At 38.2% G+C, this 20,430-nt stretch carries 18 protein-coding genes; 9 read left to right on the top strand and 9 right to left on the bottom strand.

What is annotated here, in order from left to right; translation table 11 throughout:
- Nucleotides 1-11: 11 nt before the first annotated feature.
- Together pgm and seqA are read right to left on the bottom strand one after the other, a co-directional pair.
- Nucleotides 12-1,658 carry a phosphoglucomutase (alpha-D-glucose-1,6-bisphosphate-dependent) gene (gene pgm, locus PVK62_RS07340; RefSeq protein ID WP_274443761.1) on the bottom strand — a complete coding sequence of 549 codons (1,647 nt, stop codon included), beginning with the start codon at nucleotides 1,656-1,658 and terminating at the stop codon, nucleotides 12-14.
- A gap of 141 nt (nucleotides 1,659-1,799) precedes the next feature.
- Nucleotides 1,800-2,348, bottom strand: a complete 549-nt coding sequence (seqA, locus tag PVK62_RS07335) for a replication initiation negative regulator SeqA (RefSeq protein WP_274443760.1) — start codon at nucleotides 2,346-2,348, stop codon at nucleotides 1,800-1,802.
- A 94-nt stretch (nucleotides 2,349-2,442) separates the two neighbouring features.
- Between seqA and PVK62_RS07330 the strand changes: the two genes are divergently transcribed.
- The 3 genes from PVK62_RS07330 to fldA all read left to right on the top strand — a co-directional run bounded on the left by PVK62_RS07330 (nucleotide 2,443) and on the right by fldA (nucleotide 4,113).
- Nucleotides 2,443-3,219: an alpha/beta fold hydrolase gene (locus PVK62_RS07330; protein WP_274443759.1), complete on the top strand. Its 777-nt coding sequence runs from the start codon at nucleotides 2,443-2,445 to the stop codon at nucleotides 3,217-3,219.
- An 86-nt stretch (nucleotides 3,220-3,305) separates the two neighbouring features.
- The gene (locus PVK62_RS07325) at nucleotides 3,306-3,527 is read left to right on the top strand and encodes a DUF2788 domain-containing protein (RefSeq protein ID WP_122035661.1); all 222 of its coding nucleotides are present in this window, start codon (nucleotides 3,306-3,308) and stop codon (nucleotides 3,525-3,527) included.
- 58 nt (nucleotides 3,528-3,585) lie between these two features.
- On the top strand, nucleotides 3,586-4,113 hold the full coding sequence (fldA, locus tag PVK62_RS07320) for a flavodoxin FldA (RefSeq protein WP_274443758.1): 528 nt from the start codon (nucleotides 3,586-3,588) through the stop codon (nucleotides 4,111-4,113).
- Nucleotides 4,114-4,165: 52 nt separating this feature from the next.
- Here fldA and PVK62_RS07315 read toward each other — a convergent pair whose 3' ends face one another.
- Nucleotides 4,166-4,630 carry a DUF4442 domain-containing protein gene (locus PVK62_RS07315; protein WP_274443757.1) on the bottom strand — a complete coding sequence of 155 codons (465 nt, stop codon included), beginning with the start codon at nucleotides 4,628-4,630 and terminating at the stop codon, nucleotides 4,166-4,168.
- A gap of 180 nt (nucleotides 4,631-4,810) precedes the next feature.
- Here PVK62_RS07315 and fcrX point away from each other — a divergent pair, with 180 nt between their 5' ends.
- On the top strand, nucleotides 4,811-5,254 hold the full coding sequence (fcrX, locus tag PVK62_RS07310; RefSeq protein WP_274443756.1) for a ferric iron uptake transcriptional regulator FcrX: 444 nt from the start codon (nucleotides 4,811-4,813) through the stop codon (nucleotides 5,252-5,254).
- A 78-nt stretch (nucleotides 5,255-5,332) separates the two neighbouring features.
- Here fcrX and glnS read toward each other — a convergent pair whose 3' ends face one another.
- Nucleotides 5,333-6,991 (bottom strand): glutamine--tRNA ligase, encoded by a 1,659-nt coding sequence (gene glnS / locus PVK62_RS07305; RefSeq protein WP_274443755.1) that lies wholly within the window; start codon nucleotides 6,989-6,991, stop codon nucleotides 5,333-5,335.
- A gap of 175 nt (nucleotides 6,992-7,166) precedes the next feature.
- Entirely contained in the window at nucleotides 7,167-8,657 is a 1,491-nt protein-coding gene (nagE, locus tag PVK62_RS07300) for an N-acetylglucosamine-specific PTS transporter subunit IIBC (protein WP_274443754.1), read from the bottom strand.
- A gap of 399 nt (nucleotides 8,658-9,056) precedes the next feature.
- On the opposite strand from nagE, the gene nagA reads away from it, so the two are divergent.
- The 4 genes from nagA to asnB all read left to right on the top strand — a co-directional run bounded on the left by nagA (nucleotide 9,057) and on the right by asnB (nucleotide 15,052).
- Nucleotides 9,057-10,193 (top strand): N-acetylglucosamine-6-phosphate deacetylase, encoded by a 1,137-nt coding sequence (gene nagA, locus PVK62_RS07295; protein ID WP_274443753.1) that lies wholly within the window; start codon nucleotides 9,057-9,059, stop codon nucleotides 10,191-10,193.
- A 2-nt stretch (nucleotides 10,194-10,195) separates the two neighbouring features.
- Complete coding sequence (gene nagC, locus PVK62_RS07290; protein ID WP_274443752.1) at nucleotides 10,196-11,410, top strand: DNA-binding transcriptional regulator NagC; 1,215 nt, start codon at nucleotides 10,196-10,198, stop codon at nucleotides 11,408-11,410.
- An 81-nt stretch (nucleotides 11,411-11,491) separates the two neighbouring features.
- The gene (locus PVK62_RS07285) at nucleotides 11,492-13,096 is read left to right on the top strand and encodes a cation:proton antiporter family protein (RefSeq protein WP_274443751.1); all 1,605 of its coding nucleotides are present in this window, start codon (nucleotides 11,492-11,494) and stop codon (nucleotides 13,094-13,096) included.
- Between the two features lie 288 nt (nucleotides 13,097-13,384).
- Nucleotides 13,385-15,052, top strand: a complete 1,668-nt coding sequence (asnB, locus tag PVK62_RS07280; protein ID WP_274443750.1) for an asparagine synthase B — start codon at nucleotides 13,385-13,387, stop codon at nucleotides 15,050-15,052.
- A gap of 48 nt (nucleotides 15,053-15,100) precedes the next feature.
- Here the strand turns inward: asnB and rfaH are convergent, their stop codons facing one another.
- The gene (gene rfaH, locus PVK62_RS07275; RefSeq protein ID WP_274443749.1) at nucleotides 15,101-15,595 is read right to left on the bottom strand and encodes a transcription/translation regulatory transformer protein RfaH; all 495 of its coding nucleotides are present in this window, start codon (nucleotides 15,593-15,595) and stop codon (nucleotides 15,101-15,103) included.
- Between the two features lie 384 nt (nucleotides 15,596-15,979).
- Here rfaH and PVK62_RS07270 point away from each other — a divergent pair, with 384 nt between their 5' ends.
- Complete coding sequence (locus tag PVK62_RS07270) at nucleotides 15,980-17,335, top strand: peptide MFS transporter (RefSeq protein ID WP_274443748.1); 1,356 nt, start codon at nucleotides 15,980-15,982, stop codon at nucleotides 17,333-17,335.
- Between the two features lie 102 nt (nucleotides 17,336-17,437).
- Here PVK62_RS07270 and PVK62_RS07265 read toward each other — a convergent pair whose 3' ends face one another.
- The 3 genes from PVK62_RS07265 to PVK62_RS07255 form a co-directional block, all read right to left on the bottom strand.
- Nucleotides 17,438-17,743, bottom strand: a complete 306-nt coding sequence (locus PVK62_RS07265; protein WP_274443747.1) for a ComEA family DNA-binding protein — start codon at nucleotides 17,741-17,743, stop codon at nucleotides 17,438-17,440.
- A gap of 190 nt (nucleotides 17,744-17,933) precedes the next feature.
- Nucleotides 17,934-19,790 (bottom strand): peptidylprolyl isomerase, encoded by a 1,857-nt coding sequence (ppiD, locus tag PVK62_RS07260; RefSeq protein ID WP_274443746.1) that lies wholly within the window; start codon nucleotides 19,788-19,790, stop codon nucleotides 17,934-17,936.
- A gap of 201 nt (nucleotides 19,791-19,991) precedes the next feature.
- Nucleotides 19,992-20,264: an HU family DNA-binding protein gene (locus PVK62_RS07255; RefSeq protein ID WP_162922536.1), complete on the bottom strand. Its 273-nt coding sequence runs from the start codon at nucleotides 20,262-20,264 to the stop codon at nucleotides 19,992-19,994.
- Between the last annotated feature and the right edge of the window lie 166 nt (nucleotides 20,265-20,430).

Genomic DNA, 20,430 nt, shown 5'->3' with positions numbered 1-20,430 from the left:
ACTGATTTTAATTATAAGCCAGCATCTTTAAATACGTTACTTACAATCTCTTGAGCTTCTTGTTCAATCAATGCTAAATGTTCGGCACCTTTAAAGCTTTCACAGTAAATCTTGTAGATCTCTTCTGTTCCCGATGGACGAGCTGCAAACCAACCATTAACGGTTGTTACTTTAAGGCCACCAATCGCCGCGCCATTACCTGGAGCATGTGTTAAACGAGCCGTGATCTCATCACCAGCAAGCGTTGTTGCCGAGACCATTTCAGGAGACAATTTACTTAATACTGATTTTTGTGCTTTATTAGCAACGGCTTGAATTCGGTTATAGCTAGATTCACCATGCTGAACTGCAAGTTTATTGTAGTACTCTTGAGGGTTCATACCTGTTACCGCTGTTATTTCAGCCGCAAGAAGACACAAAAGAATACCATCCTTATCCGTTGACCAAGGTGTACCATCAAAGCGTAAGAAAGAAGCGCCAGCACTCTCTTCACCACCAAAACCTAAACGACCATTGTACAATCCATCAACAAACCATTTAAAGCCAACAGGTACTTCGCATAAATTACGGCCTAAATCAGCAACAACTTTATCAATAATCGCTGAAGACACTAAAGTCTTACCTACGGCAACCTCTGGTTTCCACTCTGGGCGATTACGATATAAATAATCAATGCATACCGCTAGATAATGGTTGGGATTCATTAAACCTGATGGTGTAACGATGCCATGACGATCATAATCAGGATCATTACCAAACGCTAAATCGTAATCATCTTTTAAAGATAACAAACCCGCCATTGCGTAAGGCGAAGAACAATCCATACGCACTACACCGTCTTTATCTAACGACATAAATTGGAATGAAGGATCAATCGCTTCACTTACTAACGTTAAATTTAGCTCAAAGGCTTGACCTATTTGACGCCAGTATTCAATACCAGAGCCACCAAGTGGATCTACACCTAATTTAAGATTTGCTTTTTGAATCGCGTCAATATTAATAACATTTTTAAGATCATCAATATATGGCTTCACTAAATCCACTTGCTTAACCAGATCAGATTTCATTGCGTCATCGATCGCAATGCGCTTCACACCACTTAATTCATTCGCAATATAGGCATTGGCTTGATTTTCAATCGCCGTAGTTAAGTCACCTTCCGCTGGGCCGCCGTGTGTCGGGTTATATTTTATCCCACCATCTTGAGGAGGATTATGCGAAGGGGTAATTACGAGACCATCTGCTTTATGATCATATTTGACATTATGAGTCAGAATTGCATGAGATATGCCTGGTGTTGGTGTATAGCCATTATCTTCTTGGATAATCACTTCAACACCATTAGCCACAAGCACTTCAATGGTAGAAATAAATGCAGGTTCAGATAAAGCGTGTGTGTCTTTTCCTAAAAAAAGTGGGCCAGTTACCCCAGTCTCTTTACGAACATCAACAACAGCTTGAGCAATAGCCCAAATATGATGCTGATTAAACGTTGCTTTATCAGAAGTTCCTCGGTGCCCAGAGGTACCAAACTGAACTTTTTGATCGGGATTAGTTGCATCTGGTTCTAATAAAAAGTAATGAGCAACTAATGCAGGGATGTTGTGTAAATCTTCTTGCTGAGCTTTCTGCCCAGCGCGAGGATGTATAGCCATTTGACGATTCCTTGTGACAAATTATAATTTGAGTTATACCAATTTGGCTAAGCTTTTGATCAGATAATTGCGTAGAAAAATCGACGTTAGCAAGTAAGAATAAGAAAATACTTATGCTTATTGGTATAATTGCTCAAAAATTTAAATCGCCGAGCACACTTTTTCTGTCAAATCATGATGGAAACCCATACGCTCCATCAACAATTCAACCATGTGGCGCTTGCGATTCGTATTTGTATTCGTGATAACCCAAAATGGAGTGCCATTGATTTCTCTTGGCTTGGTTGTTTTACCACTAGCAATCAATGTGTCTTGATTGTCTGCAAAATAAACTCGAGTTCTTCCCTTCACTTCCGTCGCTTCAGAGAATGCTTTTGAGTCAATTTTATATAATTCTGAAAGTACCGTTAAAAAACGGTCGATTGCTTTGTCTAATGCTGAGAATTCATCAGAGATTAATAAGGTACGTACCGCTTTAACACGATCTACTGATATCTCTTTACCTGCATCTTTGCTAACTACAATGCCTTTTTTCTGAACTTCAACAGAAGTAGAAACAGAAATAGCAGAGTCTAAAGGTGATGTCTGCATTAAGAGACGACGTAAAATATCAGAGGCACTTTCACCGATGTGTTGAGTTTGGCTCGCAATAAAGCGGTATAGTTCTTCGTCTACTTCAATTGTCTTCATTATATGGTTCGTATTCTATAATCTATTTATGAAGGCACGATTATACATTGTATAATCGTGATACTCTACGACAAACCTAACACTACGCAGAAAAATGAAGCTACTTAACTATAAAGAACAAGGAAATGGGGATCCTTTGATCCTTATTCATGGCCTATTTGGTAATTTAGATAATCTCGGGTTACTTGCGCGACAATTTGAAAATGATTATCGAGTGATCAGTGTTGATCTTCGAAACCATGGACAGTCATTTCAATCTGACGAGCATAATTACCACGTGCTTGCCGCTGATGTGATTCAATTACTTGAACATTTATCCATTTCATCCGCGCACCTTATTGGCCACTCTATGGGGGGTAAAGTTGCGATGGCTATTGCAAACATCAAACCATCATTGCTGGCTTCACTCGTGGTATTAGATATGGCTCCTATCGCTTATCCAGAGCGAAAACACGATGCTGTATTTTCTGGTCTTCAACAATTAGTTGAGACCCCCCCAGCCAGCCGTAAAGAAGCAGACTCAATACTTGCTCGCTCTATCGTTGAGCCGGGTGTTCGTCAGTTTTTAAGTAAATCACTGTATAAAAACGGCGACCGTCTCGCACTTCGTTTTAATGTAAGTGCCTTATTCGATAATTATTCTCATATTATTGGTTGGGATAAAATAACTCCGTTCGCTGGAAATGTTCTATTTGTAAAAGGTCAGAATTCCGATTACATCATCGCCGACTACCAACAAGACATTATGGCGCAATTTCCAAATGCAAAAGCACACGTCGTTAATGGCACTGGACACTGGCTACATGCAGAAAAACCAGACACCATTTATCGAGTCATAAATCGTTTTATAGAAAAAGTAGCTCTACGATAAGCCATACCAACAAAGTCAAAGCTATGATATAGTTTTGCCAAATTATTCGATCAAATTAAGGTCGCTAACTTAGATAAGGGTGATTCATGCTATATGAACATTTTGATCTCATTGAATCTATTGGCTTAGATTTACTGTTTGCCTCGATATTCTTCTTTATCGGCATGGCGATTAAAGATGTCCTTAAACAAGCAAATGTTCCTCCTTTTGGCCGAAAAATCGTTTGGCTTGTTCTATTCTTAGGTTGTGCAGGCTTTATAGCAAAAGGACTTATTCAACTAAGCTGGGAAGGTTCCGGTCTTGGTTGATATCCAGATCTAATACTAACTATTTTTAATTAACACAGACAATACAGGTATTCATCATATGGCAAGTGTAGGACTCTTCTTTGGTAGCGATACAGGTAACACTGAGGCTATTGGCAAGATGATTCAAAAACAGCTTGGTAAAAAGCTGGTTCATGTTCAAGACATTGCAAAAAGCAGTAAAGAAGACATTGATAATTTCGATCTTCTTCTTTTAGGTATCCCTACATGGTACTACGGTGAAGCTCAATGTGATTGGGATGATTTCTTTCCTGAATTAGAAGGTATTGATTTCTCAACTAAACTTGTTGCTATCTTTGGTTGTGGTGATCAAGAAGATTACGCTGAATACTTCTGTGATGCTATGGGCAATATCCGTGATATCGTTGAAGCGAAAGGCGGAACTATCATTGGTCATTGGCCAACTGAAGGTTATGAATTTGAAGCATCTAAAGCATTAGTCGACGAAAATAATTTCGTTGGTCTATGTATTGATGAAGATCGTCAACCTGAGCTAACAGAAACACGTGTTACTGCATGGGTTACTCAAATTCATGAAGAAATGTGTCTTGCAGAATTAGAAGACTAATTCTCATTATGATGCTCTCTCCTTATCTTTTATCATAAAAGAATAGAGAGCATCATCTAAACTCTGGTTTTTTCCTTACATACAAGGTTCTATTCACCCGCGCGACTGCTTTTCCTTTTTTATCATATATATATACTTCAAATTTCGGAAAACACTTCTCTCCAGCTTCAGTCAGCAGCTTAATTTCTTTAATTTTCTCGTTTGAAATCAAAAAGTGTGCATTTAACTCACTGGTACCTGGTGAAATAAAATCTATTTCCGATTGCTTATCCCAAACAAAATACTCCTCTCTCAGTATCCCCATTAACATTAACGAAAACACAGGATCTGTCATAGAAAAAATACTTCCTCCGTACTGGCTTCTATTTGCATTACGACTCCAAAAACGATCTTTTAATATCACTCGCACTTCTTGAAAATCAGGAGCAATCGTTTGGATAGAGATCCCAGCCCCCCAAAATGGTGGCCAAATATTCAATGCCCTTCTGACTATTTTTGGGGTAAAGTACTTATACATGTTTATCATCCTTAATTCTGGTCTGACCTCATAATAATAACGTTTTCAACAAAAGATCAACATCTATTTTTTTATAAGAGATCGTGCAGATAAGGTATCAACTGGATTGAATGTTCCCTATAATTAACTTATTAAAACTGCACAAAAAATCGATGCAGAATGTCAACACAGGAAAAGTCGATGTCAGATAACAACCAAGCACTAAAAAAAGCCGGTTTAAAGGTTACTCTTCCACGCCTAAAGATTTTAGAAGTACTTCAACAACCAGATTGCCAACACATCAGTGCAGAAGATTTGTATAAAAAATTAATAGATATTGGCGAAGAAATTGGTCTTGCTACTGTATATCGTGTATTAAACCAATTTGATGATGCAGGTATCGTTACTCGTCACCACTTTGAAGGTGGTAAATCTGTATTTGAATTAGCAACTCAACATCATCATGATCATTTAGTTTGCCTAGATTGTGGTAAAGTGATCGAATTCTCTGATGAAATGATTGAAGAGCGTCAAAAAGAAATTGCACAAAAATATAATGTACGACTAACAAACCACAGTTTATATCTATACGGCCACTGTATTACTGGCGACTGCATTGAAAATAATGAAGCTCATAACGGTTAATCGTTCAATATAACAAATAGAAGTCATAAAAAAACCAGCATTTCTGCTGGTTTTTTATTGTTTATTACTTAGTGAAGATTAACCTTCCCAAGTATCACGTAAGCCTACTGTACGGTTGAAAACAAGAGCCTCTGGTGTAGAGTCTTTGTTATCAATACAGAAGTAACCAGTACGCTCAAACTGATAGCCCGCTTCTGCTTCTGCTGTTGCTAAGCTTGGTTCTACAAAACCATTCTTAGTGATCAATGACTCAGGATTAATACTCTCTGAGAAATCTTCTAAAGCTGCAGGGTTTGGCACGTTGAATAAACGATCGTATAAACGGATCTCTGCAGGAATGGCTTTCTCTGCTGATACCCAATGAATAACGCCCTTCACTTTACGGCCATCTGCTGGGTTTTTACCTAGCGTTTCTGCATCATAGCTACAGAAAATAGTGGTAATGTTACCGGCTTCGTCTTTTTCAATACGGTTTGCTTGAATAACATAAGCACCACGTAGACGAACTTCTTTACCAAGAACCAAACGCTTATATTTTTTGTTTGCTTCTTCACGGAAGTCATCTTGTTCAATGTACACTTCACGAGTGAATGGCACATCGCGCTTACCCATTTCAGGTTTATTAGGATGATTAGCTACGCTAAGTGTCTCAACTTTACCTTCTTCGTAGTTTTCAATTACGATTTTAACAGGCTCAAGAACCGCCATTGCACGAGGTGCATTTTCATTTAAGTCATCACGAATACAAGATTCTAATGAGCCAAATTCGATCATGTTTTCTTGCTTAGTCACACCAATACGCTTACAGAACTCGCGAATAGAAGCAGCAGTAAAACCACGACGACGTAAGCCTGAAACGGTAGGCATACGTGGATCATCCCAACCGTTTACTAATTTTTCAGTCACAAGTTCATTCAGCTTACGCTTAGACATGATTGTGTATTCTAAGTTTAGACGACTAAACTCATACTGATGTGGCTGGCAATCAATTGTAATATTTTCTAATACCCAATCGTATAAACGACGGTTATCTTGGAATTCTAACGTACAGATTGAATGCGTAATGCCTTCAAGCGCATCAGAAATACAGTGAGTAAAATCGTACATTGGGTAGATACACCACTTATCACCTGTTTGGTGATGAGAAGCGAAACGAATACGATAAATTACTGGATCACGCATTACGATAAAAGAAGAAGCCATGTCGATTTTTGCACGTAGGCAGATCGTTCCTTCTTTAAATTTACCATCACGCATTTGTTCAAATAGCGCAAGGTTATCTTCTACGCTACGATCACGGTATGGACTGTTTTTACCCGGCTCCTTCAAAGAACCACGGTACTCACGGATTTGATCTGAGGTTAGCTCATCAACATAAGCTAAGCCTTTCTCAATCAATTCAACTGCGTAGTCATACAGTTTATCAAAATAGTTTGAAGAGTAATGAATATCACCACTCCAATCAAAACCTAACCACTTAACGTCATTTTTGATTGATTCAACGTATTCAATATCTTCTTTTTCAGGGTTAGTATCATCAAAACGTAGATTACACTGTCCCTGGTAATCTTGAGCAATACCAAAATTCAAACAGATAGATTTTGCGTGTCCGATATGCAGATAGCCATTTGGCTCTGGCGGGAAACGAGTATGGACACTGGAATGTTTACCTGACTTTAGGTCTTCATCAATAATTTGACGGATAAAGTTGGTAGGACGAGTTTCAGTTTCACTCATCTAAAGCACCTCATTGGTATTAGTAATTGCAAAAAGAACAGATTGTTCATATAGCCCTATGATCCACAATTATGCGCCAATACTCAATATATAGAATCAAATAGTTTCTTTATTTGCATAAAAAAAGCCGCTCTAACTAGAGCGGCTTCGTTATTTGAGTTTATTTACTCAATAATTATGGTAATGCTACTGCACTTAAATCTTCAGATGCTGGGATTTTTTTCATTTCGCCAGCAACGATTTCAGCAAGAGGACCTAGGATAACTTGAACGTTGTTTGAACCAAGTTTCACTACACCCATTGCACCAAGACCTTTAAGTTGCTTTTCACTGATTACGCTAGTGTCTTTAAGAGTTAGACGTAGACGAGTGATACAAGCATCGATGTTTTCTAGATTTTCGTGACCGCCAAGCGCTTTAAGATACTGCTTAGCAAGTTCACTCGTTTCTTTTGAACCACGAATTGAGCTTTCTTCTTCATCGTCGTCTTCACGGCCTGGAGTCTTAAGATTGAACTTAACGATTACAGCGCGGAATACGAAGTAGTAGATTGCGAAGAACACGATACCTTGGATAATTAGCATGTACCAATTAACAGCGAGTGGGTTACGAGTAGAAAGAACCATATCTACTAGACCTGCTGAGAAACCGAAACCTGCAATCCACTGCATTGAAGCTGCGATGAATACTGAGATACCTGTTAATGCTGCGTGAACTACATATAGTGCAGGAGCAAGGAACATGAATGAGAATTCAAGTGGTTCAGTAACACCTGTAAAGAACGATGCGAAACCAGCAGCGATCATGATACCTGCTACTTTTTCTTTGTTCTCAATTTTAGCTGTGTGGTAAATAGCTAGTGCAGCACCAGGTAGACCAAACATCATAATTGGGAAGAAACCAGCTTGGTACATACCTGTAACACCGACAGTTGCCGTACCTTCAGCGATAGACTTAGCGCCACCTAGGAAGTTAGGAATGTCGTTAATACCAGCAACGTCGAACCAGAACACTGAGTTAAGTGCATGGTGAAGACCTACAGGGATAAGTAGACGGTTGAAGAATGCATAGATACCAGCACCAACAGAACCCATACCTTGGATTGATTCACCAAAGTGTACAAGGCCACCGTAGATTGAAGGCCATACGTACATTAGTACGAATGCGATTAAGATACCTGCAAAAGAAGTTAAGATAGGTACAAGACGCTTACCAGAGAAGAATGCAAGTGCTTTATGCAGTTCAACAGCAGAGAAACGGTTGTAGATCTCAGCAGATACGATACCAACTAGGATACCAACAAATTGGTTATTGATTTTACCAAATGCAGCAGGAACTGCAGAAGGATCAATACCTTGAATTTGAGCTACTGCACCAGGTGCAAGAAGTGTTGTTACAACAAGGAAACCAACAAAACCAGAAAGTGCTGCTGCACCATCTTTATCTTTAGACATACCATAAGCAACACCAACTGCGAACAGTACAGACATGTTGTCGATGATAGCCGCACCAGCTTTAATTAAAAACGCGGCTAGTGCACTGTTACCGCCCCAAGCCACTGGATCAATCCAGTAACCAATACCCATTAAAATTGCTGCTGCAGGTAGTGTAGCAACTGGTACCATCAGTGCTTTACCTACTTTTTGAAAATATCCTAAAATATTCACCTTTAGATTCCCCCTATAAGGATTTTAGATTTTTTTGAATAGTGAGATAAATTCACAATAAACTTATTTCGCTACTCGTTATTAACAGGGCCAGTGTAAGTGATTAATTTCGCCCCGCAAATTAAAAGCGAGCTAATTGTGATCATTATCACCTGCAGAGTGAATATTTAGGGGTTTTTGCTAGCGAGATCATAAAACTTATTTTATCATTCGAAAGAATAGAGCATCAGGAATAATATTTGTCTCATATAGAGTCAAACATTGTCATTACTGAACGAAACATTTAGACAATTTGAGTGTATCGCTCAGTAAGCAGTTCTATTTTCACTTGCTTAAAAATTTCAACGAAAAAAGTTCATATTTTTTCGTACTCTAAATTATAACTAAAGGATTCAAGCTATGTATGCGCTAACTAACTGTAAGGTTTATACTGGTAACGATGTTCTTGTTGATCATTCTGTTATCATTAACGGAACAGAAATCGAAGCCATCTGCCTCGCTTCAGAACTACCACAAGGCATTGAATTAGTAGATTTAAATGGTGCCAACCTTAGCCCTGGTTTTATTGACCTACAATTAAATGGCTGTGGTGGTGTGATGCTAAATGATGAAATCACAGCAGAAACAATGCAGATCATGCATGAAGCAAACCTTAAATCTGGTTGTACTAGCTTCTTACCTACTTTGATTACTTCTTCAGATGAGGATATGCGCGCTTCAATTACCGCAGCTCGTGAATACCACGCGAAGTATCAAAACCAATCTTTAGGTTTACACCTTGAAGGCCCTTACTTAAACGTAATGAAAAAAGGCATTCATAGCGTCGACCATATCCGTCAATCAGATTCTGATATGATCCAATTAATCTGTGATAACGCAGATTTAATTGCAAAAGTAACACTGGCACCTGAACAAAATGATCCTGAGCACATTGAACGTCTTCATAAAGCGGGTATTGTCGTTTCTATTGGTCACACTAACGCAACTTATGCTGAAGCTCGCCAAGGTTTTGAATCAGGTATTACTTTTGCTACGCATTTATTCAATGCAATGACGCCAATGGTTGGTCGTGAACCTGGTGTTGTTGGTGCTATCTACGATACACCAGATGTTTATGCTGGCATCATAGCGGATGGCTTCCATGTTGATTATGCAAACATCCGTATTGCACACAAAATAAAGAAAGAAAAACTAGTATTAGTGACGGATGCCACAGCTCCTGCAGGTGCTGACATGGAATACTTTATTTTTGTGGGTAAGAAAGTATATTACAAGGATGGTAAATGTGTTGATGAAAATGGCACATTAGGCGGCTCAGCTCTGACTATGATTGAAGCAGTTCAGAATACAGTTGAGCACGTTGGTATCGCTTTAGACGAAGCTCTACGTATGGCTACTCTATATCCAGCTCAAGCAATGGGTGTAGATAATAAACTTGGCCGAATCAAAAAGAACATGGTTGCAAACCTTGCAATTTTTGATCGTGACTTCAATGTAAAAGCGACTGTTGTGAACGGACAATACGAGCAAAGTTAATTATGACTGACGGACAAATTGGTAATGTAGATCTTGTAAAACAATTAAACAGTGCGGCTGTTTATCGTTTAATCGACCAAAAAGGACCGATATCTCGAATTCAAATCGCTGATGTTAGTCAGCTTGCTCCAGCAAGTGTTACCAAAATAACCCGTCAATTATTGGAGCGCGGCTTAATTAAAGAAGTCGCGCAACAAGCGTCAACTGGTGGCCGAAGAGCCATCTCTTTGACCACCGAAACTGAACCTTTTCACTCCATCGCGGTACGTTTAGGCCGTGATTATATCCAGTTAAGTCTTTTTGATCTTTCAACAAAAGAATTAGCCAGTGAATATCAAGAATTTCATTATAGTAATCAAGAACATCTTTTAGATGGCTTAAATAAATTACTTCAAAATTTTATTACACAAAATCAAGATACAATTAAGCAATTAATTGCTATCGGCATCACCCTTCCAGGCTTAGTTAACCCTGAAACTGGGGTTGTAGAATATATGCCAAATACCGATATAGATAAATTAGCATTAGCAGATTTCATTAGAGATACTTTTAATACTCAATGTTTTGTTGGTAATGATGTCCGTGGTTTAGCTCTAGCCGAGCATTATTTTGGCGCATCTAAAGATTGCTATGATTCTATTTTAGTCAGCGTTCACCGTGGTACAGGTGCAGGGATTATCGTTAATGGCAAAGTATTCCTTGGCCATAACCGCAATGTTGGTGAGATTGGTCATATTCAGATCGACCCTATTGGCGATAAGTGTCAATGTGGTAATTTCGGTTGTTTAGAAACCGTAGCAGCAAACCCTGCAATTATCGCACGCATTAAATCTTTACTTGAGCAAGGTTATCCTTCAAGCCTTTCACAGCTAGACAACATCACAATGGCAGATATATGTCATGCGGCCAATCATGATGATGAACTGGCAACACAAACTTTGCTACGAGTAGGCAACCAACTTGGTAAAGCAATAGCAATGACGATTAACTTGTTTAATCCACAAAAAATTGTCATTTCCGGTGCAATCACCCAATCAGATAAGATTCTTTTTGCTGCGATCCGTAATTGTATTAAAAACCAATCATTAACGGCTTTCCATAAAGATTTGCCTATCGTTGCATCAGAGCTTCATGAACAACCAACCATTGGTGCCTTTTCAATGGTGAAGCGTGCAATGCTTAATGGCGTATTATTGCAAAAATTATTAGATGAATAATCATAAATAATTTTTAACATGTTATTCTAGGGCTGCTTTCTGTAGCCCTTTTTTTTGAATATTTTTAGGAACATATTGTATATGGAATTACTTTTTATCATTGCAGCATTTGTAATGGGGTTTATAGCATTAAAAATTAATTTACCTCCATTAGTTGGTTTTCTATTGGCTGGGTTCGGATTACATGCACTTGGCTTTCAATCTAACGATGCACTATCTACCTTTGCTGATCTTGGCGTCACCCTTCTTCTATTCTCAATTGGCTTAAAATTAGATATAAAAACCTTACTCGCTAAAGAAATTTGGTTAGGGGCAACACTTCATAATGTATTCTCGACTCTATTTTTTACTTTCGCCCTTCTTGGCCTTAAATTACTTGGCATTAGTATGCTTGCAGACATTGATACTGCACAGCTAGTTCTTTTTGGTTTTGCATTGTCTTTCTCTAGTACCGTATTTGCCGTTAAAGCTCTCCAAGAAAAAGGGGAAATGAATGCAACTTACGGAACTCTAGCCATTGGTATTCTTGTTATGCAAGATATCTTCGCGGTTGTATTCTTAACCGCTTCAACAGGAAAGATCCCAGAAATTACAGCGCTCGCTTTATTTGGACTTCCTCTCCTAAGGCCTTTATTCTTTAAGTTGTTAGACTGGGCTGGACATGGTGAAATGTTGGTACTTTACGGTATTTTCTTAGCCTTAGTTGCAGGGGCTGGTACATTTGAATTGGTTGGAATGAAACCTGATCTCGGCGCACTTATTTTGGGAATGCTATTGGCTAGTCATTCTAAAGCCTCGGAATTATCCAAATCACTATTTAATTTAAAAGAAATACTTCTTATCTGTTTTTTCTTAAATATCGGTTTATCAGCAGCACCAACATTAGCAGGCTTAACGCTCGCTATTTTCCTTATTTTATTGCTGCCAGTAAAAGGCTTCTTATACTTTATTATCATTAATAAATTTAAGTTCCGGGTAAGAACCTCCCTTCTGACCTCTCTCACATTATTCAACTATAGTGAGTTTGGCCTTATTGTCGGTGGTTTAGCCTTCAAAATGGGATGGTTACCTGCTGACAGCCTTGTTGCAATTGCTATTGCCGTTTCTATTTCTTTTATTATTTCAGCTCCTTTAAATAACTTCGGCCATGCGATTTATCAACGTTCTCGCCATTGGTTAAAAGAAAATACTGCCGAACGTTTAAATCCAATGGATAAACTGATCAATCCAGGACGCGCTCAGATATTAATTCTTGGCATGGGCCGCATTGGTAGCGGTGCGTACGATGAACTAAAAGAAAAATACGGTGACATTATTTTAGGTATTGAGCTTCGAGAAGAATCAGCGAAACAGCATCAAGAGCTTGGTCGTAATGTAATATCTGGTGATGCAACCGACCCTGATTTTTGGGAACGAATTTTATCTACCTCGCACGTAAAACTGGTTTTATTAGCGATGCCAAATCATCAAGGTAATCAATTTGCCTTAGAACAATTACAATCACGAAACTACCAGGGCCAAACAGCAGCAATTGCCGCTTATAATGACCAAATTGAAGGATTAATTGAACAAGGGGTTGATGCTGCCTTTAATATCTATCACGAAGCAGGCAGTGGTTTTGCTCGTCATGTAACGGAGCAACTAAAACCTGAGTTTAATCAACAAAAAAGCTACATGAAACACTAAGCTGGCAGGCTAATATTACTGAAAATCAATTTATCTACCCACATGCAGATTAACGTTATTTTAACGTTAATCTGCATACCCCCTCTTAATCGCCTCTTCATATTTCAATAAAAACAGTTACCAACTAACGATCCCATACTAAATCGTCATAAAAATTAAATATTATCCACCAAGGTTATCTGTTTGTGATTTTATTTGTATTTCTGGGTTGATTTTTTAAGTGATGATGGCAAATTGTATTCAAGGCAATAATTTATGATAAAAATTAAGAAGAGATAGAGGGAACTTATGTGCTCAATTTTTGGAATACTAGATATAAAGACTGATCCTGCGCCGCTTCGTACAAGCGCACTTGAAATGTCAAAGAAACTTCGTCATCGCGGTCCTGACTGGTCTGGTATTTACTCATCAGATAACGCAATTTTAGCGCATGAACGTCTGGCTATTGTCGGTGTTAACAGTGGCGCTCAACCTCTTTATAGCGAAGACAAAAAACACATTTTAGCGGTTAATGGTGAAATTTATAACCATAAAGAATTACGCGAAAAATACGCAGATGACTATGCATTTCAAACAGACTCTGATTGTGAAGTTATTTTAGCTCTATATCGCGAGAAAGGAGCTGACTTACTAGAAGACTTAAACGGTATTTTTGCATTTATTCTTTATGATGAAGAAAAAGACGAATATTTAGTAGGCCGTGATCATATTGGTATTATTCCTATGTATCACGGCTATGACGAGCATGGTAACTATTATGTTGCCTCTGAAATGAAAGCTTTGGTTCCAGTGTGTAAATCTATCTGTGAATTTCCTCCTGGCCACTTCTACTCATCAAAAGATGCAGAGCCAACACGTTATTATGTACGTGACTGGATGGAATATGATGCAGTTAAAGACAACCCAACAAGTAAAGAAGATCTTAAAAAAGCATTAGAAGATGCGGTTAAACGCCAACTAATGACAGATGTTCCTTACGGTGTACTTTTATCTGGTGGACTTGATTCATCAATTACATCAGCCGTTGCCAAAAAATTTGCAGCAATGCGTATTGAAGACAACGAAGAATCTCAAGCATGGTGGCCTCAACTTCATTCATTTGCAGTAGGATTAGAAGGTGCTCCTGATTTAAAAGCAGCTCGAGAAGTCGCTGATCAAATCGGTACTGTCCACCACGAAATGACTTATACGATTCAAGAAGGTCTCGATGCTATCCGTGATGTGATTTATCACATTGAGACTTATGACGTAACGACTATACGAGCTTCCACACCAATGTACTTATTGGGTCGTAAGATCAAAGCGATGGGGATTAAGATGGTCCTTTCTGGTGAAGGCGCTGATGAAATATTCGGCGGTTACCTATACTTCCATAAAGCACCAAATAAACAAGAATTCCATGAAGAAACGGTTCGTAAACTGCTTGCTCTAAACATGTTTGATTGTGCTCGTGCCAACAAATCACTTGCCGCTTGGGGTGTTGAAGGTCGTGTACCTTTCCTAGATAAAGAGTTTATCGATGTTGCTATGCGCCTAAACCCACAAGATAAAATGTGTGGTAACGGTAAAATGGAAAAACATATTCTTCGTGAATGTTTTGAAGATGATTTACCCGCCGCTATTGCATGGAGACAAAAAGAGCAATTCTCTGATGGCGTAGGTTATAGCTGGATTGATACATTACGAGAAACAGCTGAAGCGAAAGTGACAGATCAACAAATGGAATCAGCTAAATTCCGCTTCCCTTACAATACACCAGTCACTAAGGAAGGCTATGTGTATCGTGAAATCTTTGAAGAGCTATTCCCTCTTGAAGATGCTGCTAAATGTGTCCCTGGTGGCCCATCAGTAGCCTGTTCTTCAGCAAAAGCAATTGAGTGGGATGAATCATTCCAAAACTGTGTTGATCCATCAGGTCGAGCCGTACAAGCTGTCCATAATGAAGCTTACAGTTAAGTAAATTCACTCTCATAAATAAAGCGCCCTACGGCGCTTTTTTTATAACTAATATTCTAAATTACTATTATCAACCTTAATTTCTACTTTCTTATTAATTAAGGTAATAAGTAAAATTGAGCGTTTTTCGCCATCTGATTCTTTATATATTGCCTCAACCCCAACAAAAGGTCCCTCTTTAATCCCGATCTTTTGTCCAGCTTCAGGTGAAAATTCAGCGATTTCCGAACCTTCATGCTTATCTAATTGTTTTAATGAGTAGATAAGATCGCCCTGCAATACTTTGGGCTTACCTCCAAAGCGAATAAAATCACTCACCCCACGAGTGGAACGAACCGTAGTAAAAGAAGGTCCTTCATTAAAATCAAATCGAACAAACATATAACAAGGAAACAACGGTTCTTTTTTCGTTGTTATCTTTCCTCTTGTTATCTTCTCTACTTCAATTTCAGGATAAAAGCATTCTACTTGTTGGTTTTCTAAATGTTGTTTTGCTCTCTGCTGCTCACCACGTTTGCAGTAAAGTAAATACCATTCTTTCATTATTTTTATACCTAGCTAGCCCATAAAGAGGATAACACGCCATCACTTACAAAAAAATCAATTGACGACTACATTAATACTTAAATCGTTGTTTAAATTGTTAAACTAACAAAAAGACACCAAATAAACATTTAAAACCAAAAATCACACCGAGGTTAGATTAAAATATCGCAAACAAAACAATATACAGCAGGTTAAATTGAAAAAACACAAAAAATCAGAGAGCATAAATGTAACAAAAAATATTTGTTTCTAAACATTTCAATGAGTTAATATGTTAACCAAGTCACATTTTTTTGTACAACATTGCAGTTGATACATTCGAGGGGTATAAATTTATACTAATTATAAAAAGAATAAAATTTCATTATAGAAGAGAGCACTATGCAGGATAACAACAAATTAATTATGGGACACCCAAAAGGGCTGTTCTTACTTTTTGGTACTGAATTATGGGAGCGCTTCTCTTATTATGCAATGAGAGCCATTCTTGTTTTATATTTAACAGACAGAACCATTAATGGTGGCTTAGGCTGGACCGTAAAAGACGCTTTAAGCTTATACGGTACTTATACTGCTTTAATGTACATTACCCCTCTCATTGGTGGCTGGCTAGCTGATAATTACTTAGGTCAACGTAAATCATTACTTATCGGTGGCTTTCTAATGGTTATCGGCCAATTTACTTTAGCCTTACCTCATAACATGCTTCCTCTTTCTATCGAGACTCTATTTTATACCGGCCTTGGCTTTCTAATTGTAGGTAATGGTTTATTTAAACCAAATGTATCAACCATGGTTGGTGATTTATACCAAGATGGTGATAATCGACGTGACGGTGCTTTCACTATCTTCTATATGGGTATTAACCTAGGCTCATTGCTTGCTGGTGTGGTATCTGGCTCTGTCACTGGGATCTGGGGCTGGAAAGCAGGATTCGCCGCAGCGGGTATTGGTATGGTAATCAGCTTAATTATTCAGACTCTATTTGCTCAACGTTTTCTTGGCGACATAGGTATCCGCCCTGCTGCTCACATTGCAAAAGAAAATGCTGAGGCAGCAGGTACATCACATCATATACTAAGTAAAATTGAGATCGATCGCCTTAAAGTAATTATGGTGATGGGATTGTTTGTTATTGTATTCTGGGCTGGTTTTGAACAAGCGGGTGGATTAATGAACATCTACTCTCAGCAATATACTGATCGTATGCTAGGTTCATTTGAAATACCTGCGGCATGGTTTCAATCTTTAAATCCCTTCTTTATTATTACTCTTGCGCCATTTATTGCGATGTTATGGGTAAAATTAGGGCCAAAAGAGCCGAGCTCTCCAGTGAAATTTGCTTTAGCGCTGTTTTTCCTAGCCATTGGTTTTCTTTGTATGGTCGGTGCAGTCATGGAGCAAGATGGCGATTTAACCATTAAGACATCTATGTATTGGTTAGTGGGTGCTTATTTCTTCCATACCCTAGGGGAATTATGCTTATCTCCAATTGGGCTTTCATTGGTGACTAAATTAGCGCCACTGCGTTTAGCTTCACTAATGATGGGAACATGGTTTGGCTTCAATGCCATCTCTAATTACATTGCAGGCTTAGTCGGCTCTCATGTTGAAAGTCTTGGCGCACTAGATATTTTTGCAGGTATCGCCATTACCTCTGCTATCTCAGGTGTTCTACTACTGATCATTTCAGGAACACTTATCCGCTGGATGCATGGTGCAGAAAAGGCACATTAATACACAAAGACAACGTGTAACTTAAAAATTAAAGGCTACCTAAAATTAACAAGGTAGCCTTTTTCTTCGCTATTTCTGTTCACTTACTTACCGTGATTGGTATTACAGTACAATTCTACTGCGATTCTTTTCTATTAGCTTATCTCCAATTCCTTTGACGTTTGATAAGTCATCAACAGCAACAAACTTCCCATTCATTTTTCGATAATCAATAATAGCTTTTGCCTTTGAGTCACCAACACCAATGAGCAGTGTTTTAAGCTCTTCTGCCCCCGCCTCATTGATATTAACAATAATATCGATACCTTCATGCTTTGTGGTACTTTCATCTTTAGCCAGAGCGGCATTGCTCGATAATAAAATGACAGTAAGAAGAAAAGAATTTATTAAGCTAACTATACGGTTCATTACAATTCCTTGTTAATTTATTTAAATAGTAATGACAGATACTTCAGAAATATGACTTCTATCTATCATCAAAAAAAGAATAAATAAACTGAACAATAAATCCTATTGATACCTTAACCGCTTCTCTAAAAACACGACGGGCCCCATTAAGGGGCCCGTCTGTCATATTTATCAATTACAAATAAATTGATTATTGTTCTAATAATGGATAACTGATATCAGAACTTGCCTTAAGCGTATCTAACGTTGCAGTTAGATCTTGTTGAGTTTGAGTTCTAAGTAAACGGGTTGAGACTTGCTCAGCCATTGCATCATTACTCAACTCTAAAACACCATCAAGAGCGACAATAACATGATTGCCTCGACGATCCATTACTTGTGCGTAAGTAGATTGGCCTTGTTCTGGTTTCTGCAAACGATATACATCATTTGCCAACTCATCCGCTCGGGTAATCATTCTTGCTTTAGTGAAGCTTAAACCATTATCCAAAAGGTAATTTACTTCACCTTTATCTAGAGCTGAAAGAACACTTTGAGCAAGATCTAGCGCTTTTTGTTCACCTTTTGATTGAGATAAACGAGCAACAACCGCTGCCTTAACTTCATCTAAAGGCAAAACCATTTCTTCTCGTACATCTTCAACTCGAACGACAACGATATGCTCTGGTGCAATTTCAATAACATCAGAGTTCAAGCCATCTTCCTTCACTTCAGGGCTATAGATAGCCTGTAATACAAACGAATTAGAAAGTACTTCTGGTGCATCAGTTTGAGAGAAGAAATCAGTAGTAACGATTTTAGCGTTAACGGTTTCTGCTGCATCATCTAGTGAATCAGGAGACTCAAATGCTTTTTCTGCTAATTCACTTTGAAGACTGTAGAATGCATCAGCTGCATGCTCATCAACAAGGAATGTTTTGATTTCAGCACTCACTTCAGTAAGCGCTTTCGTTTTCGGTTCTTCAATGCCATCAAGTTGAATGATGTGGTAACCAAACACTGATTTAACAATACCTGAATGATCACCAATATTAACTAATTGGAAAGCAGCATCTTCAAATTCAGGATCAATCACACCGCGTTCAATCCAACCTAAAGAACCACCTTCTTTAGCTGTTGGGATGTCTTGTGACTCTTCTTTTGCTACTGTTGCAAAATCTTCACCGGCATCTAAACGAGCAAGTACAGCGTTAGCGTCAGCTTCATCACCATTAATTAAGATATGACTTACTTCACGCTTTTCTTGCGTTGAATACTTATCTTTATTTTGGTTGTAATAAGTTTGAATTTCTTCATCGGTAATTGGAGCTTGTTCTTTTAGCGCATTACCAGATAATTCAATATAAGAAACTTTAACTTGTTCAGGACGTACAAACTGTTGTTTGTTTTCATCATAGTAGGTTTGAATTTCTTCACCTGTTACTGTTGCTTTTTTAGCAAACTCAGCAGTATCCAGTGTTATTGTACGAATTTCACGCTGTTGAGCTTCTAATACTCCTTGCGCTTGCACTTCGTTATCTAGCGTAAATTCAGTTGACTCTAACGCTAGAATTAATTGATTTCGAACTAAATCTTGACGTAGGTATTCCGCAAAGCTATCAGAGCTGAAACCAGCACGACGAAGTGAAATGTTATAGATTTCTTCATCAAATTTTCCATCTTTCTGGAATTGTGGCATCGAAATGATCGCTTGACGAATTTGCTCATCACTTACTCGTAGACCTAAGTTTTGAGCTTGATTATCCAGTAATGCATCATTAACCATACGGTCTAATACTGATTTACGGAATTGCTCAACATACGCAGGATCACCTAGTAGCGTTGAAAAATATTCTCCCAGCTGCGACTGCATACGATTACGTTCATTTTGGTAAACTTGCTCAAAGTCATTTCGAGTAATTTCTCTCTCACCGACTTTAGCTGCTAATGGTTGGCTTCCACCGACTAAATAACTACCTACACCTGCAAATACAAATGAGAAAATAATTAGACCGAGAATGATCTTAACTACGAGGCCAGTTGAACCTTCGCGAATTCGATCCATCATAATATGTCTTAACTCCTAATCACTGAATGGAATAACTCTATTCTTAAGAATAACGTTCATGTCTATTGATAGTGATAATTTAAAATAGTTCAACAAAAGAAACAGTTAACAATAAAAAAGCGCATCATGGATGCGCCTATGACTCTATCTCTAGTTTACTAGCCTTGCGCTAGCATGTGTAGAGTTTTATCGGTATTTCGATTAGTTACACGCATCTTTAAGTGCTTTACCTGCTTTAAATGCAGGAACTTTAGCAGCAGAAATCTCAATCGCTTCACCTGTTTTAGGATTACGGCCTGTACGAGCAGCACGTTCACGAACAACAAATGAACCAAAACCAACAAGCGTTACTTGATCGCCACCTTTTAGTGTCTCAGTTACGGTTTCTACTAATGCATCAAGAGCACGTGCAGCCGCTGCTTTAGAGATGTCTGCATTGTCAGCAATTTGATCAACCAATTGAGATTTATTCACGGTATTCCCCTTTAAATTATTCATTCAATGATTAATGAACGAGTCCATATTTTAATATTTTATAAGTGAAATTATCACTATGCAATTAAAGTTTAACTTAGCGACATCAATATAAACTGACAAGTCATTTCGACTTGTCAGCCCTGTTATATCAGTGTTTTTTGCT

Source organism: Aliivibrio sp. S3MY1 (assembly GCF_028765575.1).
Taxonomy (GTDB): Bacteria; Pseudomonadota; Gammaproteobacteria; order Enterobacterales; family Vibrionaceae; genus Aliivibrio.
This window is presented reverse-complemented; position numbering and strand designations above follow the sequence as displayed.